This window comes from Frateuria sp. (genome assembly GCF_035944355.1).
Lineage (GTDB): Bacteria > Pseudomonadota > Gammaproteobacteria > Xanthomonadales > Rhodanobacteraceae > Frateuria_A.
The window spans coordinates 374,947-395,510 of the sequence record NZ_DASZBH010000016.1 but is presented as its reverse complement, the minus strand read 5'-3'; the positions used below and the strand labels follow the sequence as shown (position 1 = coordinate 395,510).

The 20,564-nt window shown below is 70.0% G+C and carries 16 protein-coding genes; 6 read left to right on the top strand and 10 right to left on the bottom strand.

The window, feature by feature from the left end; genetic code table 11:
* Nucleotides 1-70: 70 nt before the first annotated feature.
* On the top strand, nt 71-994 hold the full coding sequence (gene grxD, locus VGU03_RS14745; RefSeq protein WP_327481796.1) for a Grx4 family monothiol glutaredoxin: 924 nt from the start codon (nt 71-73) through the stop codon (nt 992-994).
* 97 nt (nt 995-1,091) lie between these two features.
* On the opposite strand, the gene VGU03_RS14740 is transcribed toward grxD, so the two are convergent.
* From VGU03_RS14740 to VGU03_RS14710, 7 genes are all read right to left on the bottom strand, one after another.
* Entirely contained in the window at nt 1,092-2,105 is a 1,014-nt protein-coding gene (locus VGU03_RS14740; protein ID WP_327481794.1) for an SDR family oxidoreductase, read from the bottom strand.
* 89 nt (nt 2,106-2,194) lie between these two features.
* Nucleotides 2,195-2,578 carry a sensory rhodopsin transducer gene (locus tag VGU03_RS14735; RefSeq protein WP_327481792.1) on the bottom strand — a complete coding sequence of 128 codons (384 nt, stop codon included), beginning with the start codon at nt 2,576-2,578 and terminating at the stop codon, nt 2,195-2,197.
* The gene (locus VGU03_RS14730) at nt 2,575-3,021 is read right to left on the bottom strand and encodes a PPC domain-containing DNA-binding protein (protein ID WP_327481790.1); all 447 of its coding nucleotides are present in this window, start codon (nt 3,019-3,021) and stop codon (nt 2,575-2,577) included. Before VGU03_RS14730 ends, VGU03_RS14735 begins: the two co-directional genes overlap by 4 nt.
* Before the next feature lie 52 nt (nt 3,022-3,073).
* On the bottom strand, nt 3,074-6,223 hold the full coding sequence (locus VGU03_RS14725) for an FAD-binding and (Fe-S)-binding domain-containing protein (RefSeq protein WP_327481788.1): 3,150 nt from the start codon (nt 6,221-6,223) through the stop codon (nt 3,074-3,076).
* Nucleotides 6,220-7,365 carry an enolase C-terminal domain-like protein gene (locus VGU03_RS14720; RefSeq protein ID WP_327481786.1) on the bottom strand — a complete coding sequence of 382 codons (1,146 nt, stop codon included), beginning with the start codon at nt 7,363-7,365 and terminating at the stop codon, nt 6,220-6,222. The genes VGU03_RS14725 and VGU03_RS14720 overlap by 4 nt, the downstream gene beginning before the upstream one ends.
* Entirely contained in the window at nt 7,362-9,152 is a 1,791-nt protein-coding gene (locus tag VGU03_RS14715; protein ID WP_327481784.1) for a thiamine pyrophosphate-requiring protein, read from the bottom strand. Before VGU03_RS14715 ends, VGU03_RS14720 begins: the two co-directional genes overlap by 4 nt.
* Before the next feature lie 269 nt (nt 9,153-9,421).
* Entirely contained in the window at nt 9,422-10,213 is a 792-nt protein-coding gene (locus tag VGU03_RS14710; RefSeq protein ID WP_327481782.1) for an AMP nucleosidase, read from the bottom strand.
* Between the two features lie 209 nt (nt 10,214-10,422).
* Here VGU03_RS14710 and VGU03_RS14705 point away from each other — a divergent pair, with 209 nt between their 5' ends.
* Nucleotides 10,423-11,364, top strand: a complete 942-nt coding sequence (locus tag VGU03_RS14705) for a DegV family protein (RefSeq protein ID WP_327481780.1) — start codon at nt 10,423-10,425, stop codon at nt 11,362-11,364.
* A gap of 40 nt (nt 11,365-11,404) precedes the next feature.
* Nucleotides 11,405-12,067 (top strand): DUF4124 domain-containing protein, encoded by a 663-nt coding sequence (locus VGU03_RS14700; protein ID WP_327481778.1) that lies wholly within the window; start codon nt 11,405-11,407, stop codon nt 12,065-12,067.
* Between the two features lie 9 nt (nt 12,068-12,076).
* Here VGU03_RS14700 and VGU03_RS14695 read toward each other — a convergent pair whose 3' ends face one another.
* Nucleotides 12,077-12,859 carry an SDR family oxidoreductase gene (locus VGU03_RS14695; protein WP_327481776.1) on the bottom strand — a complete coding sequence of 261 codons (783 nt, stop codon included), beginning with the start codon at nt 12,857-12,859 and terminating at the stop codon, nt 12,077-12,079.
* An 82-nt stretch (nt 12,860-12,941) separates the two neighbouring features.
* Here VGU03_RS14695 and VGU03_RS14690 point away from each other — a divergent pair, with 82 nt between their 5' ends.
* Complete coding sequence (locus tag VGU03_RS14690) at nt 12,942-13,151, top strand: hypothetical protein (protein ID WP_327481774.1); 210 nt, start codon at nt 12,942-12,944, stop codon at nt 13,149-13,151.
* Nucleotides 13,152-13,265: 114 nt separating this feature from the next.
* Here VGU03_RS14690 and sppA read toward each other — a convergent pair whose 3' ends face one another.
* Nucleotides 13,266-15,143: a signal peptide peptidase SppA gene (sppA, locus tag VGU03_RS14685; protein WP_327481772.1), complete on the bottom strand. Its 1,878-nt coding sequence runs from the start codon at nt 15,141-15,143 to the stop codon at nt 13,266-13,268.
* 10 nt (nt 15,144-15,153) lie between these two features.
* The gene (locus VGU03_RS14680; RefSeq protein ID WP_327481770.1) at nt 15,154-16,569 is read right to left on the bottom strand and encodes an MATE family efflux transporter; all 1,416 of its coding nucleotides are present in this window, start codon (nt 16,567-16,569) and stop codon (nt 15,154-15,156) included.
* A 105-nt stretch (nt 16,570-16,674) separates the two neighbouring features.
* On the opposite strand from VGU03_RS14680, the gene VGU03_RS14675 reads away from it, so the two are divergent.
* Together VGU03_RS14675 and VGU03_RS14670 are read left to right on the top strand one after the other, a co-directional pair.
* Nucleotides 16,675-17,871 carry a DUF3667 domain-containing protein gene (locus VGU03_RS14675; RefSeq protein WP_327481768.1) on the top strand — a complete coding sequence of 399 codons (1,197 nt, stop codon included), beginning with the start codon at nt 16,675-16,677 and terminating at the stop codon, nt 17,869-17,871.
* A gap of 365 nt (nt 17,872-18,236) precedes the next feature.
* Nucleotides 18,237-20,402, top strand: a complete 2,166-nt coding sequence (locus VGU03_RS14670; RefSeq protein WP_327481766.1) for a primosomal protein N' — start codon at nt 18,237-18,239, stop codon at nt 20,400-20,402.
* The last annotated feature ends 162 nt before the right edge of the window (nt 20,403-20,564 follow it).

Sequence of the window (20,564 nt, the reverse complement as noted above, 5' to 3'; positions counted from 1 at the left end):
CCGCATGGGTTCGTCCGCGCCGCCCCGACCTGCCGGGCGTATCATGGGCCCTCTTTGCCGGAGCTTTCCCATGTCCCTCGATCCTGCCACCCGCGAACGCATCGAAACCCTGCTCAAGGACCACCGCGTGGTGCTGTTCATGAAGGGCGACCGCCGCCAGCCGATGTGCGGCTTCTCCGCCGCGGCCACCAACACGCTCAACGAACTGCTGCCCGAGTACCACACGGTCAACGTGCTGGAGGACCCGGACATCCGCGAAGGCATCAAGGTGTTCGGCGACTGGCCGACCATCCCGCAGCTGTACGTCGAGGGCGAGCTGGTCGGCGGCGCCGACATCATCCGGCAGATGTACGCCAGCGGTGAGCTGCACGCGTTGTTCGGCGCGTCGCCGCCGGACCGCACGCCGCCGCAGATCACGATTACCGACAAGGCCGCCGAAGCCATCCGCAACGGCATCTCCAATGCGCAGGGCCTGGCGCTGCATCTGGAGATCGGTCCGGACCACAGCGCCGGTTTCCAGCTGGCGCCGGCGGGCGACCACGACATCGTGGTGAGCGCCAACGGCATCGAGGTCCACTTCGACCCGGGCAGCGCGCAGCGCGCGCGCGGCATCGTGATCGACTGGGTCTCCACCGTGCAGGGCGAAGGGCTGAGCCTGAAGTTTCCCGGGGCGCAGGAAATCAAGTCGCTCGGCGTGCAGGAACTGAAGGCCCGCCTGGCCGACGGCAGCATCGTGCTGGTCGACGTGCGGCCGGCCGCCGGCCGCGCCCAGGCCGCGCCGCTGGCGCTGGCGCGCGTGCTGGAGGAGGAAGGCTACGACACGCTCGCGGCGCTGCCGAAGGACACCGCGATCGCCTTCATCTGCCACCACGGCAATTCCAGCCGCGCCATGGCCGAACGCTTCGCGGCGCACGGCTTCACCCATGTCTTCAACGTCGAGGGTGGCATGGACGCGTGGGCGCGCGAGGTCGATCCGACGGTGCCGCGTTACTGAGGCGCGTCCCCACGCAAGGCGTCCCCATGCGCCTGCCGGCGCCTTCCCCCGCAGAGCGGGGGAAGGCTCACGAACGAACGCTCTCGCAGAACGGATCCTAGTGCCGCGAGCCCGCCCGCAGACTGCGGCCGCCGGCCCACAGCAAGACGCCTGCCGCGAGCGCCCCCGCCGCCACCAGGCCGCGATGCGTGGTCACCCATAGCTGCAGGCTGTAGCCCTTCGAACGCGCATCGAAGCGCCCGTGCGTGCCGTAGTCCTCCGGCACCGCCTCATACAGATTGTCCGGCCGATCCGCCGGCAGCGGCCGCTTGCCCATCTGGCCGGCGTAGCCGAGCCTGACCAGCTTGCGGTCGGCCAGCTTCGGGAACAGTTTGTTGCCGATGATCGCCTTGACCGCCGGGAAGCCCACGTTGAGCTCGCGCCGGCGATGGTGGGCGGCCCAGTGGATGCCCTTGGCGGCCACCTCCGGCTGGAAGATCGGCGGCACCGGCTGCGGCCGGCGCGGGAGCTTGGTACGGCCCCACTGGAACTGCGGCGTGTTGAAGGCCGACAGCTGCACCATCGTGATGTGGATGTCGCTCCTGTCGTGCATCAGCTCCACGCGCAGCGCGTCGGTGAAGCCGCGGATGGCGAACTTGGCGCCGCAGTAGGGCGCCTGCAGCGGTATCGCCCGGTAGGCGAGCGCCGAGCCCACCTGCACGATGGTGCCGCGGTTGCGTTCGCGCATGCGCTTGAGCGCCGCCATGGTGCCGTACACGGTGCCCAGGTAGGTCACCTCGGTGGAACGGCGAAACTCTTCCGGGCTGATTTCATGGACCGGCGCAAAAATCGTCGCCATGGCGTCGTTGATCCAGATGTCGATGGGCCCGAGTTCCTGCTCCACGCGTTCGGCGGCCGTCTCCACCGCGGCGGCATCGGCGACGTCCACGGAGATGGCCAGCGCCTGCCCGCCGAGCTTGCGCACTTCCTCGGCCGCGGCCTCCAGCTGCTCACTGCCGCGCGCCAGCAGCGCGACGCGCGCGCCGTCGCGGGCGAAGCGGTGCGCGGTGGCGCGACCGACGCCGGCGGAGGCGCCGGTGATGACGACGACTTCGGGTTTCTTGTTGTTCATGTGAAGGGCTCCTCGGGGGCACAACAAAAGGGAAAGGCTTCCCTCTCTCCAGCCCCTTCCCCGGCGGGGCTGGAGAGAGGGGCCTGGACTCAGGCGCTGTAGGCGATGGTGCTGAGCAGCGCGAGCGCGGCCTGGCGCGAGTCCAGGCGCGTGTGCTGGACCACGATGGGAAGGTCCGACTCCAACACGCTGGAGTAGTCGGTGTCGCGCGGAATCGATTCGGGATCTTGCAGGTCGTTGAAGCGAAGGTGCAGCGTGCGCCGGGCGGGCACGGTGATGCGGTAGGGCCCTGCCGGCTCGCGGTCCTTGAAGTAGATGGTGAGGGTCACGTGCGCGTCCTGCGGATTGGTGTTGAGCAGGCAGGCGGTCTCGTGGCTCTCGAAGCGTGGGTCGTCGGCATGCGTGCCGCCGGGCGGGATGTAGCCTTCGGCGATGGCCCAGCGGCACTCGCCGATCGGTTCTGGCGTGCTCATGGAAGCTCCTTGTCGAGGTGGATCAGCGCGAGCCCGGACGCCGGATCGTGGCGGCGGCGCAGGTGCGCCGGCGATTGCGTGACGATCACCTCCAGCGTGGGCCGCACACGGCCTTCGAGCAGGTGGCCGCCCAGCGCGCGGCCGTCCGACTGGCCGAGCACCGCGTGCATGTGCAGCTTGGGCTCGCCGCCCTCGAGCGCCACGTCGCCGATCAGCGAGACGACCTCGACCTGTTCGTCGACGGCGTTGCGCTTGTAGTCCTTGCTGTTCCAGTCGAAGTAGCCCAGTACCGCGCGTTCGAAGGCGCCGATGGCGGTGAAGTGCGCGGCCGACAGGTGCTGCTCCTTGGCGAAGGCGAGCAGGCAGGCGTTGGCCTCCTCGCCGGTGTCGAGCACGACGGCCCAGGTGCGCGTGTCGCCTTGGTGGATCAGTTGGTAGTGCATGGGTGGCTCCCGTGAGGCGCTCGCCCTTTCGGGGAAAGGGACGGCTTTGCGATCAAGGCCGGCCTCCCCTCGACTCGCCGCCACGCCCGGGCTCCGGCCGTACCGACGGCAACGGCGCCTCGCGCTCGCGCAGGGGAATCCCGTCGAGGTTGGACGGGCCCTGCGCCAGCGCCATGGCCAGCACCTGCGAGACGTCCAGCGCCGTGCGCCCGGTGCACTGCTCGATCTGCTGGCGGCAGGAAAAGCCGTTGGTGATGATCAGCGTGTCCGGATCGGCCGCGCGGATCGCCGGCAGCAGCTCCAGTTCGCCGATGGCGATGGACACGTTGACCTTCCGCGCGTCGAAGCCGAACGAGCCGGCCATGCCGCAGCAGCCGGCGTCGAGCAACTCGAAGTCCAGCCCGGCCTTGGCAAGCAGGCGCTTTTCCGCGTCGGTGCCGATCACAGCGTGGTGGTGGCAGTGCGCGTGCACGAGCGCCTTGCGTCTCAACTGCGGCGGCGCATAGCCGACGCGGTCGAGGTATTCGCTGAAAATGAAGGTGTTGCGCGAAAGCCAGTGCGCGCGCTCGTCCGCGGGAAAGAGATTGGGCAGCTCGTCGCGAAAGGCGGCCACGCACGACGGCTCCAGACCCACCACCGGCACGCTGCGGTCGATGTGCGGCGAGAGCGTGTCCAGGATGTCGGCCAGCTGCGCGCGCGCCTTGTCCAGCATGCCTTCGGCGTACAGCGGGCGCCCGCAGCACAGCGGCGCCTGCGGCACCACCACGCGGTAGCCGGCCGCCTCCAGCACGCCGACGGCGTCCTTGAGCGGCTCCGGATGAAGGTAGTTGTTGAAGGTGTCTGGCCACAGCAGCACCTCCGGCCCGCGCGCGCGCGACCGCTCGCGCGCGGCGAACCAGTCGCGGAAGGTCTCGCCGGCGAAGCGCGGCATCGCGCGCCGCTGGGCGATGCCTCCGATCGCCTTGGCCAGATGCGACAGGCCCGGCGTCTGCAGGATCGCGTTGGCCAGCCACGGCACATGCGAGGCTACCCGCGCCACGTCGAAGATGCGCCCCATCGCATACGCCGCGCGCGGGCGCAGGCGGCCCTTGTAATGGTGGTACATGAACTCGGCCTTGTAGGTGGCCATGTCCACGTTGACCGGGCAATCGCTCTTGCAGCCCTTGCAGGCCAAGCACAGGTCCAGCGCATCGCGCACCGGCTCGCTGCGCCAGCCGTCCTTGAGCGGATCGCCCTCGAGCATCTCGAACAACAGGTGCGAGCGGCCGCGCGTGCTCCACTTCTCCTCGTGGGTGGCGCGGTAGCTGGGGCACATCACGTTCTTGTGCTTGTTGCGGCAGTTGCCCACGCCCACGCAGCGGCGCGCGGCCTGGGCGAAGCTCATGCCGTCGGCCGGATAGGCGAACGCGGTCTTGAGCTTGGGCGGCTGGTAGCCGGGACCGTCGCGCAGGTCGGCGTCCATCGGGTTGGGGTCGACCACCTTGCCGGGGTTCATCCGGCCGCGCGGGTCCCATAACGCCTTGAACTCGCCGAAAGCCTGCACCAGCTCGTCGCCGAACATCTTGGGTAGGAAGGATGCGCGTACCTGGCCGTCGCCGTGCTCGCCGGACAGCGAGCCGCCGTAGGACAGCACCAGGTCCGAGGCCTCGTCCATGAAGGCGCGCCATTGCGCCACCGCTTCCGGCGTGGACAGGTCGAAGTCGATGCGGCAGTGGATGCAGCCGTCGCCGAAGTGGCCGTACAGCGCGCAGGTGTAGGCGTACTTGGCCAAGAGCTTGCGGAAGTCGCGCAGGTACGGGCCGACCTGGTCCGGCGGCACGGCGGCATCCTCCCAGCCGGGATGACCGTCCGGCTGGCCGGGCACGCGCGCCGTGGCGCCCAGGCCCGACTCGCGGATGGTCCACAGCATGCCCTCCTCAGCCTTGTCGTCGAACAGCTTCATGCTCGGCGGGTGGTCGTCCTGTTTCAGCGCCTGCATCAGCTTGCGCGCCTTGGCGTCGGCGTCCTCCTTGGAGTCGCCGCCGAACTCGACCATCAGCCAACCGCCGCCCGGGGGCAGCAGGGTGCGGTCCTTCGGATGCATGTCCTTGCGCTTCATGTCGGCGATCAGCGCATCGTCGATGCCTTCCAGGCCGACCGGGCCGAACGAAAGGATCTGTGGTACGTGGTCGCCCGCCTGGAACACGTCCGGGTAGCCCAGCACCAGCAGCGAGCGCACCGGCGGGCTGGGCACCAGGCGCACCTCGGCTTCCAGGATGGTCACGCAGGTACCTTCGGTGCCGACCAGGGCGCGCGCCACGTTGAAGCCGTTCTCGGGCAAGAGTTCGTCGAGGTTGTAACCGGAGACCCGGCGCGGGATCTTCGGATAGCGCGCGCGGATCAGGTCGGCGTAGCGGTCGCGGATGGATTTGAGTCCCGCGTAGATTTCCCCGCGGCGGCCGCCCTCGCGGATGATCGCTTCGAGTTCCTGCTCGCTGGTCGGACCTACGCGCATGCGCACGCCGTCGTAGGTGACGATTTCCAGCGCATGCACGTTGTCGGCAGTGCGTCCGGCCATCACCGAGTGCACGCCGCAGGAGTTGTTGCCGATCATGCCGCCCAGCGTGTTGTGCGCGTGGGTGGAGGGGTCGGGACCGAAAGTGAGGTGGTGCTTCTCCGCCTCGTCGCGCAGGTCGTCCAGCACGCAGCCGGGCTCGATGCGCGCGCGATGGTTCTGCACGTCGATCTCGATGATCTGGTTCAAGTGATAGGAGAAATCCATCACCACCGCGGTGTTGCAGCACTGCCCGGCCAGGCTGGTGCCGCCGCCGCGCGAAAGCACCGGCGCGTCGTGCTCGCGGCACAGGCGCAGGGTTTCGATGACGTCCTTCGCATGGCGCGGCTTGACCACGCCGATCGGCACCTGGCGGTAGATCGAGCCGTCGGTGGCGTACAGCGCGCGGCTGCCGTCGTCGAAGCAGACCTCGCCCTCCAGGGCCGCGGCCAGGTCCAGCGCCAGCACGGCCGCAGCCGCGCTGGAGAAGGCGAAGCGATTGCTGTGCGAATGACGCACGCGCGGCGGCGCCAGCGGCAGCACGGCAGCGTCGCGGTAGTGTTCCTGGCGGTCGCGGCCGTCGGCGGAGGTGGCCGCGGCCTCGGCGCCCTGGGATCGAGGCGTGCGGGGGAATGAGGGGACGGAGCCGTGCTCTCTCTGCTTGGTCATGCCTGCCAACCTTCCTCGACGCGGTAACGCCCCGCGTCCGATGCCTTGAGGGTGAGTCCCAGTCCCGCCGCGCCCGCGTCGACCACCAGGGCGCCGTCGCGCAGTTCGGGCAGGCCGTCGAAGAACATCGATTCGATGCGCGCGTGGTCGTGGAAGTACTCCACGTGCTTCAGGTGTCCCACCGCACTGCACACGTGCGCGTGCAGGTGCGGCGCGCAGTGCGCCGAGACCGGGATGCCGAAGCCGTGGGCGAGCGCGGCCGCCTGCAGGAAACCGGTGAAGCCGCCGCAGCGGGTGCCGTCGATCTGCAGCACGTCGACCGCGCCGGCTTCGAGCATGCGGCGGAAATACCAACTGTCCCAGCCGTACTCGCCGGCGGCGATGTCCATGCCCGCCGGCGTGCGGTCGCGCAGCAGGCGCAGCCCTTCCAGGTCGTCGGAGGACACCGGCTCCTCGAACCAGCCCACGCCCTCCTGCGCGTAGCAGCCGGCCAGCGCCAGCGCCTGCTTGGCGGTATAGGCGCCGTTGGCGTCGACCATCAGCTCGGGCGCCGTGCCGATCGCCTCGCGCGCCGCGCGCACGCGCGCCGGGTCCTCGTGCGGGTGCGTGCCCACTTTCATCTTCACCCGCGCCATGCCCTGCTCCACCCAGCCGGCCAACTGCCGCTGCAGGCGCTCGACCGGGTAGGAAGTGAAACCGCCGCTGCCGTACACCGGCACCGCCTCGCGCGCGCGGCCCATCAGGCGTACCACCGAGGTGCCGTGCAGGCGCGCCTTCAGATCCCACAGCGCGACGTCGAGCGCGCCGATGGCCATCAGCCCGACGCCGGGCCGGCCGATGTTGCGCAGGCTGCGGTTCATCGCGTGCCAGGCGCCGGGGATGTCGTCCGCGTCACGGTTGAGCAGGACGTCGCGCAGGGGATCGGCGATCACTGCACCCGCGGCGGCGTGGGCGTAGGTCCAGCCCAGGCCGCTGTGGCCTCCGGCACAGACCCGCGCCAGCACCAGGGTGGTGGCGTCCCAGGCGATGGTGCCATCGGCTTCCGGCGCGTCGGTGGGGACGCGGTAGGCGTCCACCTCGATGCGGGCGATGCGGCGCGTTGCAGGAACGGTCGCGGCGTGGCAGGGCCGCGCGACGTTCATCGCTGGCTGTGCGGCAGGATGCCGGCGAGCACCTGGCGCAGGCTTTGCTTGATGATGCCGCCCTCGTCCGGGTCGCCCTTGGCCAGCGCGGTCATGTAGTCCTTGGCCTGTTTCCAGGTGATGTGCGGCGGCAGCGGCGGCACGTCCGGGTCGGCGATGATGTCCAGCAGCACCGGGCGGTCGGCGGCGAAGGCCTGCTCCCAGGCGGTGCCCAGTTCCTCCGGACGGTCCACGCGGATCGCCTTGAAGCCGAGCAACTCGGCGTACTTGGCGTAGGAGAACTCCTCGACGTATTGCGCCTGGGTGAACTTCGGATCGCCGCCGAGCGCGCGCTGCTCCCAGGTCACTTGGTTGAGGTCGTCGTTGTGCAGCACCATCACCACGAAGCAGGGGTTGGACCACTGCTTCCAGTACTGCTTGACGGTGATCAGTTCGGCGTTGCCGTTCATCTGCATGGCGCCGTCGCCGACGATCGCCAGCACCGGCCGCCCGGGATGGGCGAACTTCGCCGCGATGGCGTAGGGCATGCCGCTGCCCATGGTGGCGAGCTTGCCCGAGAGCGAGGCCATCATGCCCTTGCGGATCTTCACGTCGCGCGCGTACCAGTTGGTGTGCGAGCCGCAGTCGCCGCAGATGATGGCGTTGTCCGGCAGGCGCGGGGAAAGCTCCCAGAAGATGCGCTGCGGATTGATCGGGTTGGCCGGCTCCATCGCCTTGGCTTCCAGGTCGCGCCACCACTTGCGCACGTTGAGCTCGATGCGTTCGCGCCAGTCTGGATTGTCCTTCGGGCGCAGATGCGGCAGCAGGCGTTCGAGCACCTGCGCGCTGTCGCCGATGAGGTTCACTTCGGTCGGGTAGCGCATCGACACGTTGCGCGGGTCGATGTCGATCTGCACCGCGCGCGCCTGGCCTTCCTCGGGCAGGAACTCCGAATAGGGAAAGGTGGTGCCGACCATCAGCAGGGTGTCGCAGTCGTTCATCATGTCCCAGCTCGGCTTGGTGCCCAGCAGGCCGATCGAACCGGTGACGAACGGCAGGTCGTCCGGCAGCGCGGCCTTGCCCAGCAGCGCCTTGGCGATGCCCGCGTCGAGCCTGTTGGCGACCGCCACCACCGGGTCGCCGGCGTGCAGGGCGCCGGCGCCGATCAGGATCGCCACCCTGCGTCCATCGTTGAGCACGTCGGCGGCGCGCTTGATGTCCTCGTCGCTGGGCACCGGGCACGGGTTGGCGTAGCCGATGCCGGTGTAGATGTCGTTGTGCTTGCGCGGCGGATGCTTCACCGCCGGCAGCTCCTGGATGTCGTTCGGCACGATCACGCAGGTGACGGTGCGCCGCGCCGCGGCGATGCGGATCGCACGGTCGACCACCTGCCGCGCCTGCACCGGCGTGAGGATGGTCTGGACGTAGCCGCAGACGTCCTGGAACAGCACCTGCAGGTCGACCTCCTGCTGGAAGTCGCTGCCGATCGCGTTGCGCGCGGACTGGCCGACGATCGCCAGCACCGGCATGTGGTCCATCTGCGCGTCGTAAAGGCCGTTGAGCAGATGGATCGCTCCCGGCCCGGAAGTGGCCATGCACACGCCGATCTCGCCGGTGAACTTGGCATGCCCGCCGGCCATGAAGGCGGCCATTTCCTCGTGGCGCACGCGTACGTAGTCGAAGCGGTCGGCGGCGCGGCCCATCGCGCCCATGATTCCGTTGATGCCGTCACCGGGAAAGCCGAAGATGCGCCGGATGCCCCAGTCGGTGAGGCGCTGCAGGATGAAATCGCCGACGGTTTCGCTCATGGATGGTTGGCTCCTTGCAGGCGGGGACGCCGCGGACGGGGCGCAAGGACTCGCCTCGCGCTGGACGCGCGTACCTGTCAGAGCTGCGGGATCTGGCAAGGATCGGCGATGCGGCGGGGCGCCGGGCCGACACGCGCTGGGGATCGGACTGCCTTACCTTGCCGTGCCCGCGGTCATGCCCGGGTGAAAGGGATGCGATGCCGACGCAATGCCCGACGCATGTTTCTGCGACCCGGACGCCCTCGCCGTCGCGGCGAGGGCATGCATGCTCACTCGCCTTCCATCTCGTCCTCGAAGCGCAGGTGCTTCACGCTGCGCCCGTTGCGGCGTACCAGCTTGAGCGCCTCGATGCCGATGCGGATGTGCGCCTCGACATAGCGCTCGGTCACGCTGCGGTCACTGGCCTCGGTCTTGACGCCTTCGGGGATCATCGGCTGGTCGGACACGAGCAGCAGCGCGCCGCACGGGATCTTGTTGGCGAAACCCGCGGCGAAGATCGTCGCCGTTTCCATGTCCACCGCCATGCAGCGGGTGCGGCGCAGATAATCCTTGAACGCTTCGTCATGCTCCCACACGCGCCGGTTGGTGGTGTAGACCGTGCCGGTCCAGTAGTCGTGGCCGAGGTCGCGGATCATGGTGGACACCGCGCGCTGCAGCTGGAACGCCGGCAGCGCAGGCACCTCGGGCAACAGATAGTCGCTGGAGGTGCCCTCGCCGCGGATCGCCGCGATCGGCAGCACCAGGTCGCCGAGATGGTTCTTCTTCTTAAGCCCGCCGCACTTGCCCAGGAACAGCGCCGCGTTGGGCTGCACCGCGCTCAACAGGTCCATCACCGTGGCGGCGTTGGGGCTGCCCATGCCGAAATTGATCAGGGTGATGCCGTCGGCCGTGGCGTTGGGCATGGGCCGGTCGCGGCCGCGCACCTCCACGCCGTGCCATTGGGCGAACAGGTCTACGTAAAGGCCGAAATTGGTCAGCAGCACGTGCTGGCCGAACTGCTCCAGCGACGTGCCGGTATAGCGCGGCAGCCAGTTGGAGACGATCTCTCGCTTGTCTTTCATGGGGTATCTCGGGAACGCACCGCGGTGGCGGCACGCAGCGCCGGCGACGCCACGCCGGCAGGAACCATTCTCGAGTCGACGCCATTCTACGTGCGCCGGCCCGCGGCCGTCACCCGGCGAGGCGCCGGGAGAATCTCCGGGCAAGACCCAGTTCACGACATCGACGCGCGTGATATGGTCGACCCGTCATTGGCCAGGGGGATGACGATATGCGGATGGGGTTGGCGATCGATGCGTCCTGCGATCTGCCGCAGGCGTTCCTCGAGGAGCACGGCATCGCAGTGATGCCGATCGCCGTGAAACTGGACGGCACGGTCTTCAAGGACCAGCGTGACCCGCAGGAAATCGAGCGCTTCCTGGCCATGAAGCTGGCCGGCACCCATGCCGCCGAGACCGAGCCCTGCTCGGTGGAAGACGTGCAGCGGCTGTTTCTGGACAGGCTGGTGCTGGAACGCGATTGCGTGTTCTGCCTGACCATCACCGCCACGCGCAGCCCGATCCACGACCACGTGGTGAAGGCGAGCTTCGCGATCCTCAAGCAGTACCGCGAGGTACGCGAACGGGCCGGCATCGCCGGGCCGTTCCTCATGCGGGTGGTCGACACGCGCAACGTGTTCGCCGGGGAAGGACCGGCGGTATTCGAGGCGGTACGGCTGATCCAGGCCGGCGAGACGCCGCCCATCATCCGCGAGCGGCTGGGCGCGGTGGCCAACCAGACCTATGCCTACATGCTGCCGCGCGACCTGCATCACCTGCGCAACCGCACCAAGAAGAAGGGCGACCGCAGCGTCAGCCTGTTCAGCGCGGTGGTCGGCACCGCGCTGGACATCAAGCCGCTGCTGCGCTGCTTCCGCGGCGAAACCGGCCCGGTCGGCAAGGTGCGCGGCTTCGAGCACGGCGCCGAAACCCTGTTCGGCTACGCCGCCCGCCGGGTGCGCGCCGGCTTGCTGGCGCCGGTGGTGTGCGTCAGCTACGGCGGCGACCTGGCCGAGCTGGCCCGGCTGCCCGGCTACGAGGCCTTGCGCCAGGCCTGCGAGGAGACCGGCGTGACCCTGCTCGAGGCGCCGATGAGCATCACCGGCATGGTCAACGTGGGCGAAGGCGCGGTCACGCTCGGCTTCGCCGCCGAGGAGCACGAAGCCGAGTTCTGAGCCGTCGCGCATTCGCCCGCCCGCGCCTAGAATCGGGCGCATGCGCTGCTCCTCCGCCCTGCTCCTGTCAGGCTCCCTGCTGCTGGCCATCGGGCTGGCCTGGCGCCCTGCCGCGGCCACCCAGGTCTACGAATGCGTGGGCGCCGATGGTCGCAAGGTGTACCAGGACACGCCCTGCCGCCCAGGCCAGCGCCAGCAGTCGCTGCAGGTGCGCGATGTGCCTTCGATCCGGCCCGCGGCGGCCGCGGTGCCCGTAGCCGCAGCCCCGGAGGGCAGCCCGCCACCGATGGCCGAGCCTGCGCCAGCCGCGCCGCTGCCGGTGATGTATGCCTGCGTCCGCGCCACCGACGGCAAGACCTATCTGAGCGCCAACGGCGATCCCGCGCCGTACCAGGCGCCCTACGGCATGCTCGGCGCCGAGCAGCAGCCATTGTCCGACGTGTATGCACCGGACCGCGGCGCGGCCAGCATCTCCGCGCCCGAATCCAACCGCGGGCGGGTCACCCGCGGCCTGGTGGCAAGCAACTACGTGTGGGTGCAGGACCAGTGCCGCCGGCTCGATCCGGACGAGACCTGCCAGGCGCTGCAGGGCGCCTACGCGCAGAACGCGCACAAGCTGCACAACGCGTTCCAGAGCCAACGTCCGCCGCTGGAACGGCGCGACGCCGAGCTGCGCGCGCAACTGGCCAGTTGCGGCGGCTGACGACTCGCGTCAGAAACCCAGGCCCAGGAAACCGCCGTCCACCGCCAGCACCTGGCCGGTGATGTAGCCGGCCGCCGGCAGGCACAGGAAAGCCACCGCGGCGGCGACCTCCTCCGGTTCGCCGATGCGCTTGAGCGGCGTGCGCTCGAGCACTTCTTCCAGGTAATCCGGATCGGCCAACGCGGCCTCCGACCGCTGCGTGCGGATGTACCAGGGCGCCACCGCATTGACGCGGATGCCGTCGACCGCCCACTCCACCGCCAGGTTGCGGGTGAGCTGGTGCAGCGCCGCCTTGGTCATGCCGTAAGGCGAGCCGGTGCGCACGTGCACGGCGCCGGATACCGAACCGACGTTCACGATCGCCGCATGGCCGTGCTCGGCCAGGTGCGGATGCGCCAGCCGGCACATCTCGAAGGCGCTGAACAGGTTCTGCTCGAAGATCGCCCGGTAGCCTTCGCCGTCATAGGCAAGCGTGGGAGCCGGCCGGTTGCCGCCGGCGTTGTTGATCAGCAGCGACACCGGCGCGCCGAGGTCGGCGACCCAGTCGAAGACCGCCAGGCGCTCCTCCTGCTCGGCCAGGTCCGCGCCGAAGGCGAGCACCTCGCGGCCGGGCAGTTCCTCGGCCAGTTCCGCACGCACCTGTTCCAGATGAACCTCGTCGCGCGCCACCAGCAGCAGGTCGGCGCCCAACCCGCCGAGTTCGCGTGCGCAGGCCAGGCCGATGCCTTTGCTGGCGCCGGTGATCAGCGCGGTGTGGCCGTGGAGCTGCCAGGCGTCGGTGCGTAGGCTCATGGGGAAGGAAGCTTAGCCGATGCGGCTTGCCGCAATCGCGCCGCGGCGGGAGACTGCGGCCATGCCGACGGAGGGGAACCGCATGAAAGCCATCTTGCCCATCGCCTTGCTGCTGGCTCTGGCCGGCTGCTCCAACAAGGCGCCCGCGCCGCAGGCCGCGGCCACGTCCCAGCGGACCGCCACGCCGTGGGACGGCATGAAGAAGGACGAGCAGCGCGCCAAGGACGTGCAGAAGCTGGTCGACGACCAGGCCAAGCAGCAGCAGAAGGCGCTGGAGCAGGCCGAGCAGTAACGCCGTAGACATTCCAGGCGAGATGCATGGGCGGCCCTTCGCAAGGCCTCCCCGTCTGCCCTTTGAACATCTCCCCCGAGCACGCGGAGAGGTGTACGAAGCATCGAACGTGCTTCAGCGCGGCGCGCAGAAGCAGTAGGCGTAGACGTTGGGCCGGCCGGCCTGGGCGGTGCGCAGCAGCTTGAGTTCCGGCGCCAGGCGCGGCAGCTCCGCCAGCCAGTCCGGCAGGCGCAGGCCATAGCCCTGCGCGATCTGCACCATTGCGCTCTGGTTCACGCCGAGCAGGAACTGCTGCAGGCCGCCCAGCGGTTCCTCGACGTAGCGCACGCGGTAGTTCTTGCCGAGCCGGGCCAGCGCGGCCGCCTGGTCGAGGGCGGCGTCCAGGCCGCCGAGCTGGTCGACCAGGCCGCGCTCGAGGGCCTGCCGCCCGGTCCACACGCGCCCCTGCGCGATCGCGTCGATCGCCTCGAAGCTCTTGCCGCGCGCCTGCGCCACCTTGCCGACGAAATCGCGGTAGCCCTTGTTGATGATCGCCTGGATCACCTGCCCTGCCTTCGGGTCGAGCGGCCGGGTCACGTCGAAGGCGCCGGCCATCGGGCCGGTGCCGACGCCGTCGCTGTGGATGCCGATCTTGTCCAGCGCGCCCGGCACCGCGTAATACATGCCGAAGATGCCGATCGAACCGGTGATCGTGTTGGGATCGGCGTAGATGCGGTCGGCGTTCATGCCGATCCAGTAGCCGCCGCTGGCGGCCACGTTGCCCATCGAAACGACCACCGGGATGCCGGCCGCGCGGGTCAGTTCCACTTCGCGGCGGATCTGCTCGGCGGCATAGACCTCGCCGCCGGGCGAGTCGATGCGCAGCACCAGCGCCTTGGTGCGGCGATCGTGGCGCGCGGCGCGGATCAGCGCGGCGGTGGACTCGCCGCCCACGCTGCCCTGCGGCTGCTTGCCGCCGACGATTTCGCCTTCGGCCACGACCACGGCGACGCCTGGGCCGAAGGCGTCGTCCCGGTCGAGGTTGGCGACGTAACGCTCCAGGCCGACCTGGCGGAAGCCCTCCTGCGGCTTGTCGCCGGCCGGCACGCCCGCCTTGCGCAGCATCGTGTCCAGTTGCTCGCGCGTGGCGGTGCCGTCGACCAGGCGCTCGTCCTGGGCCAGCTTCGCCAGGTCGCCGCCGGTGCGGTCGATGGCTTGCGGCAACTGGTCGATGTCCGCGCGCACGGTGGCCGGATCGAGCTTGCGCAGCCCGGCGACCTCGTCGATGTACTCGCCCCAAAGCCCGTTCATCCAGAAACCGTCGGCCGCCTTGGAGTCGTCCGAGGCGTGGTCGAGGATGTAGGGCTCGGCGGCGCTCTTGTAGCGGCCGACGCGGAACAGGTGCACGTCCACGCCGAGCTTGTCGAGCAGGTCTTTGTAGAACAGCCGGTAGTTGGCCAGTCCGGTGATCATCACGCCGCCCTGCGGGTCGAGCAGGATGCGGTCGGCGTGCGCGGCCAGGTAATACTGGCCCTGGTCTAGGTTCACGCCCCACGCGATCACCGGCTTGCCGGCCGCGCGGAAGCGGTCCAGCGCGGCGCCGGCCTCGCGCAGGGCCGCAAAGCCGCCGCCCTGCAGCTGGTCCGGCAGCAGCAGGATGCGGCTGATCCGCGCATCGTGCGCGGCGGCGTCGATGGCGCCGGTCAGGTCGCGCAGCTGCACCTGCCTGGGCGGCTCGCCCGAGAGGCCCTGCAGCGCACGCTGCAGCGGCTCGATGCTGTACTGCTCGACCAGTTCGCCCTTGGGCTGGATCACCAGCACGCTGCCGTCCTTGACCGTGCGCGCCACCCGGTTGGCGGCCACGCCGCCGATGATCAGCAGCAGCACGATCGACAAAAGGAAGAAGAACACCAGGTTGAGGACCACCAGCCGTACCACGTTGAAGCCGCGGCCGAGCACGCGCAGGAAGGCCCAGAACCCGTTGGGGCGGCGCAGCGGCGGCGGGGTGCTCATCGGTCGTTCCTCACAGGTGATCGTTCAGCGTAACCGCTTGCGAACGCACCGTCATGTCGTCGGCCGGCGGAGCGGCCACCCAGCGATGGCGCCAGGCGCTGCGCCAGAACCGGGTGAACAGCAGCACCGCCGCCACGCTCAGGCCCGCGATCAACCCCATCCACATGCCGCGCGCGCCCAGGCCGCGATGGAACGCCAGCCACCAGCCCACCGGCATGCCCACGCCCCAGTAGGCGAACAGGGTGATCGCCATCGGCACGCGGGTGTCCTTGAGGCCACGGAGCGCGCCGTTGGAGGCGACCTGGATGCCGTCGGAGAACTGGAACAGCCCGGCCAGCACGAGCAGCTGCGTCGCCAGGGCGATCACGCCGGCGTTGTGGGTATAGAGCGAGGCGATCGCATGCGGCAGGCCCAGCATCATCCCGGCCGAGAGCAGCTGGGTGAGCAGCGCCAGGCCGATGCCGCAGAAGCCCGCGTAGCGCACGCCGCGCGCGTCGTTGCGGCCGACCGCGTTGCCGACCCGCACGGTGATCGCCATCGCCAGGCCCAGCGGGACCATGAAGAACAGCGAAGCGACATTGATCGCCACCTGGTGGCTGGCCACGATGTCCTCGCCCATGGTGCCGATCAAGAGCGCCGTGGCGACGAACAGCCCCGCTTCGGCCAGCAGCGTCACCGCCATCGGCAGGCCGATGTGCAGTAGCGCGCCGATGCGCCGCCAGTGCGGCCATTCGAAGCGCTCGAACAGGTTCAGCCCGCGGTAGTTGGGGTGGCACAGCACGTAGACCAGCAGGCCGGTCATCTCCAGCCACAGCACCGTGGCGGTGGCGATGCCGCAGCCGCGTGCGCCCTGCGGCGGCAGGCCCAGCTTGCCGAACATGAAGACGTAGCCCAGCGGCGCCAGCACGGCCAGTCCGCCAAGGCTGAAGATCATCGACGGCCGGGTCAGCGAAAGTCCTTCGGACAGCCCGCGCAGCGTGAAGTAGCACGCCAGCGCCGGCGCGCCCCAGCTGATCGCGTGCAGGAACTCCTCGACGTCCTGACGCAGGCTCGGCGTCACGCCGATCAGGCTGACCAGCGGCCCGGCATGGCGCACTCCAAACCACAGCAGCACGCCCAGCATGACCCCCAGCCACAACGCCTGGCGGAACACCGCGCCCACCTCCGCCCGGCGCCCCGCGCCGTCCAGCTGGGCCACCGAAGGGGGCACCGCCATCATCACGCCGATGCCGCTGACGATCGCCAGCGACCATATGCTGGTGCCCACCGCCACCGCGCCGAGCACGTGCGCGCTGAGGTGGCCGGACAGCAGCGCGTCGACCACGTTGGTGCCGACCGCCGCCAGCTGCGCGAGCACCAGCGGCAGGGCCAGGCGCACGGTGGCGCCGACCTCGTGCACGACACGCGCGCGGTCGATGGTCTTCATGAGCTCTTGCATCCAGGAGGGCTCGCCATTCTAGCCGAGCCGGCAGAGCTGCCCCGCACGGCCTGCTGTGCCAAGATCGCACGCTTTCACAGGGGCGGGCTTCCGATGAACGAGCTGACCGACGCCGGGAAACTGTATTGCGCCAATTGCGCCACGTCGCTGGAGGGCGAGTTCTGCCACCACTGCGGCCAGTCCGTGCACAGCGTGCTCAAGCCCGTGCACCACATGCTGGAAGACGGCATGGACATGTTCCTGCACGTGGACGGGCGCATCTTCCACTCGGTACCGCCGCTGCTGACCAAGCCCGGGTTCCTCACCATGGAGTACTTCTCCGGACGGCGGCAACGCTATGTCGCCCCGTTCCGGCTGATGTTCGTGCTCTGCCTGCTGGCGTTCTTCGCCATGCACATCGCGGTGGACGTGCAATTGGAGGGCCGCGGCATCGACCTGACCATAGGGCAGCGCGTGGACAAGGACACGTTCGCTGACGCCGACACGCCGCAGGAGGTCCGCAAAGAGCTGGCCGACCAGTTGCGCGGGTTGGCAATCGCCCGGGGCACCACTCCGGCCGTGGCCCACCCCGCACTCGATGCGAGCGAGCGCCAGCTTCGCGTTCTCGCGGACAAGCGGTTGGCCGCGTTGGGAGCGCCCCCGCTCGCGCCGGACGCGATACCGGCGACCGGAGCGAACGCCCCGGCCCCGCAGGGGATTGGCACCGAGGCAGAGGGCCCAGGCCATGTCAGCAGCAAGCTGGATGGCAAGAAGTTCGAATCGGACTGGCTGCCGCAGTTCATGAACGAGCGCGTGAACACCGATCTCCACCGCATGCTGGCGAATTTCCGCGGCCTCAAGGATCCGGACCCGGCGGCAAGGCAAGCCGCACGCGATCGCCTGGTCACCGGCGTCTTTTCGGTGCTGCCGCAAGCCATGGTCGTGATGATCCCGATCTTCGCCTTGCTGCTGAAGCTGTTCTACCTGTTCAAGCGCCGGCTCTACATGGAGCACCTGATCGTCGCCCTGCACAGCCATGCGTTCCTGTTCCTCGCCCTCCTGCTGGTCACCCTGCTCGGCATGCTGTCGACCTGGCTGCGCCCGCACGCGGCCTGGGCCGGCCACGGCTTGGGTTTCCTGGAGGCGGCCGTAGTGTTGTGGATGCCCGCCTACCTGCTGGTGATGCAGAAGCGCGTCTACCGCCAGGGCTGGCCGATGACCCTGCTCAAGTACTGGTGCGTGGGCTGGTGCTACTTCTGGCTTCTGGTCGTCGTGCTGACCGTGGCCGCGGTCATGGGTGCAGGCCACTGAACAATGGGGCCCGGCATGGCTGTCGCGGCGGTTGTGCACAGCGTCATGAGCCTGTCAAGGCCGTCCAGGGAAGCATGAGCGCGACGTGAACACCATCACGCACGATCATCCAAGTCCCTGATTTTTGGAGCCTAAATTTGCTGGCTATTTTTTGCCCAGCGCGTGCCCGAGGCCACCATGACAGGGCTTTGACGCCGCTCTCCCCGGCCCGTCCACAGACTTATCCACAGCCTTTGTGGATAAGGGAAATTTCCGCCGGGCCAGAGCCACTTAGGCACGATTCCTAGATGACAGGGAAGCAGGCGCGCGCCATCCCACGAGGCCCCGTGCACGAGCCGCTACACTGGCCCGCCCTCGAGGTCGCCATGCCCGCCGTCGTCCGCGTCGCCCTGCCGGTTCCGCTCGCCCGCCTGTTCGATTACCTGCCGCCCGCAGGCGGCGTGGCCGTCGGTAGCCGCGTGCTGGTGCCGTTCGGGCGCAAGAAGATGGTCGGCGTGGTGGTGGCCGCCGGGGTCGAAGCCAGCGTGGCAGGCACGCGCCTGCGCAGCGTGCTGCGCACGCTGGACGAAGGCCCGCTGCTCGACGGCGAGCTGATGCATACCCTGGCCTGGGCCGCCGACTACTGGCTGGCCGCTCCCGGCGAGGCCTATGCCAACGCGCTGCCGCTGGCATTGCGCGAGCCGCGGCCGCTGCCGGAAGCCGCCGAGCTCCTCTATGCGCTCACCGCCGCCGGGCAGAGCGCGCGCGACGCCGGCAGCCGGCGCGGCGCCAGCCGGGCGCTGCTCGACATCCTGGCCGCGGCGCCACGGGACGCCGGCCAGCTCGACCTCGCCCTGTCCGGCTGGCGCGCCGCCGCGCGCCGGCTGCAGGAGACGGGGCTGATCGAACGGCACGCGGGCGCCGCGGACATCGCGACGGCCATGCCCGCACCCGTGTTGGGCGCCGAGCAGGCCGCGGCGGTGGCTGCCGTGGCCGGCGCGTTCGGCCGCTTCCAGCCCTTCCTGCTCGATGGCGTCACCGGCAGCGGCAAGACCGAGGTCTACCTGGCGCTGATCGCCCAGGCACTCGCCGCGGGCCGGCAGAGCCTGCTGCTGGTGCCGGAGATCGGGCTGGCGCCACAGACCGTCCGCCGCCTGCGCGAGCGCCTGGGCGTGCCGGTGGAGGTGATCCACTCCAATCTCGCCGAAGGCGAGCGCGCGCGCGCCTGGCTGCGCGCGCGCAGCGGCGAGGCACGCGTGGTGCTGGGCACCCGCTCGGCGGTGTTCACGCCGCTGCCCCAGGCCGGCCTGATCGTCGTCGACGAGGAGCACGACGGCGCCTACAAGCAGCAGGAGGGCTTCCGCTACCACGCGCGCGACCTGGCGCTGGTGCGCGGTCGCGCCCTGGGCGTGCCGGTGCTGCTGGGCTCGGCCACGCCGTCGCTGGAAACGCTGGCCAACGTCCTGGCCGGGCGCTACCAGGCATCGCATCTGCGGGCCCGGCCCGCCGCGGCGCACCCGCCGCAGGTGCAGATCATCGACATGCGCGCGCAGCGGCTAGACCACGGCCTCTCGCCGGCCCTGCTCGCGGCGGTGGCCGACACGGTCGGGCGCGGCGAGCAGGCGCTGGTGTTCAAGAACCGCCGGGGCTACGCGCCGGTGCTGCTCTGCCATGCCTGCGGCTGGCACGCCGAGTGCCCGCGCTGCGAGCGCCCCCTCACGCTGCACGCGCGGCGCCGCGTGCTGGTCTGCCATCACTGCGACCGCCACGCCGCCGTCCCCCCGGCGTGCCCGTCCTGCGGCGCCGCCGACCTCAAGCCACAGGGCCAGGGCACCGAAAGGCTGGAAGAAGCCCTCGCCGCGCATTTCCCGGACGTACCGGTGCTGCGCATCGATCGCGAGACCACGCGTCGTCGCGATGCGTTCGAGCAATTGCTGGGCGGCCTCGGCGACGGACAGCCGGCGATCCTGGTCGGCACGCAGATGCTGGCCAAGGGGCACGACCTGCCCAACCTCACGCTGGTGGCGATCGTGGGCGTGGACGAAGGCCTGTTCAGCGTGGATTTCCGCGCCGGCGAACGGCTGGCGCAGCTGGTCGTGCAGGTGGCCGGCCGCGCCGGCCGCGCACGCAAGCCCGGCCGCGTGCTGCTGCAGACCCATCACCCGGACCATCCCTTGCTGCGCGGCCTGCTCGCGCACGGCTATGCCGCCGCGGCGCGGGGCCTGCTGGCCGAGCGCCGCCAGGCCATGCTGCCGCCTTACAGCCACCAGGCACTGCTGCGCGTGGAAGCCCACCAGCACGCCGCGGTGGATGCCTTCCTCGCCGAGGCGCACGCCGCGCTGCCGGCCAATCCCGCGCTGCGCGTGGCCGGCCCGATGCCTGCGCCGATGCCGCTGCGCGCCGGCCGCCATCGCGGCCAGCTGCTGCTCGAGGCGGACGTGCGCGGTCCGCTGCACGCGGTGCTCCGTCCGTGGCAGCGAGCGCTGGCCGACCTGCCCTCGGCGCGCCGGGTGCGCTGGTCGCTGGACGTGGACCCGATCGACCTCTACTAGAGGCGACCGCCCGCTGGTACCGGGCGTCGCGACCGCGGCCAGGCAGATGGGCATCGACGTCGCCCGATGCGTCCGCGCACGCATCGACGCCGATTCGACGCCTGCTCCGTTCCACTACCGCGACCAGGGCGCGCTCGCCACCACCGGCCGCATGGCCGCGGT

Bases quoted from the DNA above. Each gene is read 5' to 3' on its own strand.
- VGU03_RS14730 (WP_327481790.1), bottom strand. From the start codon at position 3,021: ATGCACTACCAACTGATCCACCAAGGCGACACGCGCACCTGGGCCGTC.
- VGU03_RS14675 (WP_327481768.1), top strand. From the start codon at position 16,675: ATGAACGAGCTGACCGACGCCGGGAAACTGTATTGCGCCAATTGCGCC.
- VGU03_RS14695 (WP_327481776.1), bottom strand. From the start codon at position 12,859: ATGAGCCTACGCACCGACGCCTGGCAGCTCCACGGCCACACCGCGCTG.
- sppA (WP_327481772.1), bottom strand. From the start codon at position 15,143: ATGAGCACCCCGCCGCCGCTGCGCCGCCCCAACGGGTTCTGGGCCTTC.
- VGU03_RS14670 (WP_327481766.1), top strand. From the start codon at position 18,237: ATGCCCGCCGTCGTCCGCGTCGCCCTGCCGGTTCCGCTCGCCCGCCTG.
- VGU03_RS14720 (WP_327481786.1), bottom strand. From the start codon at position 7,365: ATGAACGTCGCGCGGCCCTGCCACGCCGCGACCGTTCCTGCAACGCGC.
- VGU03_RS14705 (WP_327481780.1), top strand. From the start codon at position 10,423: ATGCGGATGGGGTTGGCGATCGATGCGTCCTGCGATCTGCCGCAGGCG.
- VGU03_RS14725 (WP_327481788.1), bottom strand. From the start codon at position 6,223: ATGACCAAGCAGAGAGAGCACGGCTCCGTCCCCTCATTCCCCCGCACG.
- VGU03_RS14690 (WP_327481774.1), top strand. From the start codon at position 12,942: ATGAAAGCCATCTTGCCCATCGCCTTGCTGCTGGCTCTGGCCGGCTGC.
- VGU03_RS14710 (WP_327481782.1), bottom strand. From the start codon at position 10,213: ATGAAAGACAAGCGAGAGATCGTCTCCAACTGGCTGCCGCGCTATACC.
- VGU03_RS14700 (WP_327481778.1), top strand. From the start codon at position 11,405: ATGCGCTGCTCCTCCGCCCTGCTCCTGTCAGGCTCCCTGCTGCTGGCC.
- grxD (WP_327481796.1), top strand. From the start codon at position 71: ATGTCCCTCGATCCTGCCACCCGCGAACGCATCGAAACCCTGCTCAAG.
- VGU03_RS14680 (WP_327481770.1), bottom strand. From the start codon at position 16,569: ATGAAGACCATCGACCGCGCGCGTGTCGTGCACGAGGTCGGCGCCACC.
- VGU03_RS14735 (WP_327481792.1), bottom strand. From the start codon at position 2,578: ATGAGCACGCCAGAACCGATCGGCGAGTGCCGCTGGGCCATCGCCGAA.
- VGU03_RS14740 (WP_327481794.1), bottom strand. From the start codon at position 2,105: ATGAACAACAAGAAACCCGAAGTCGTCGTCATCACCGGCGCCTCCGCC.
- VGU03_RS14715 (WP_327481784.1), bottom strand. From the start codon at position 9,152: ATGAGCGAAACCGTCGGCGATTTCATCCTGCAGCGCCTCACCGACTGG.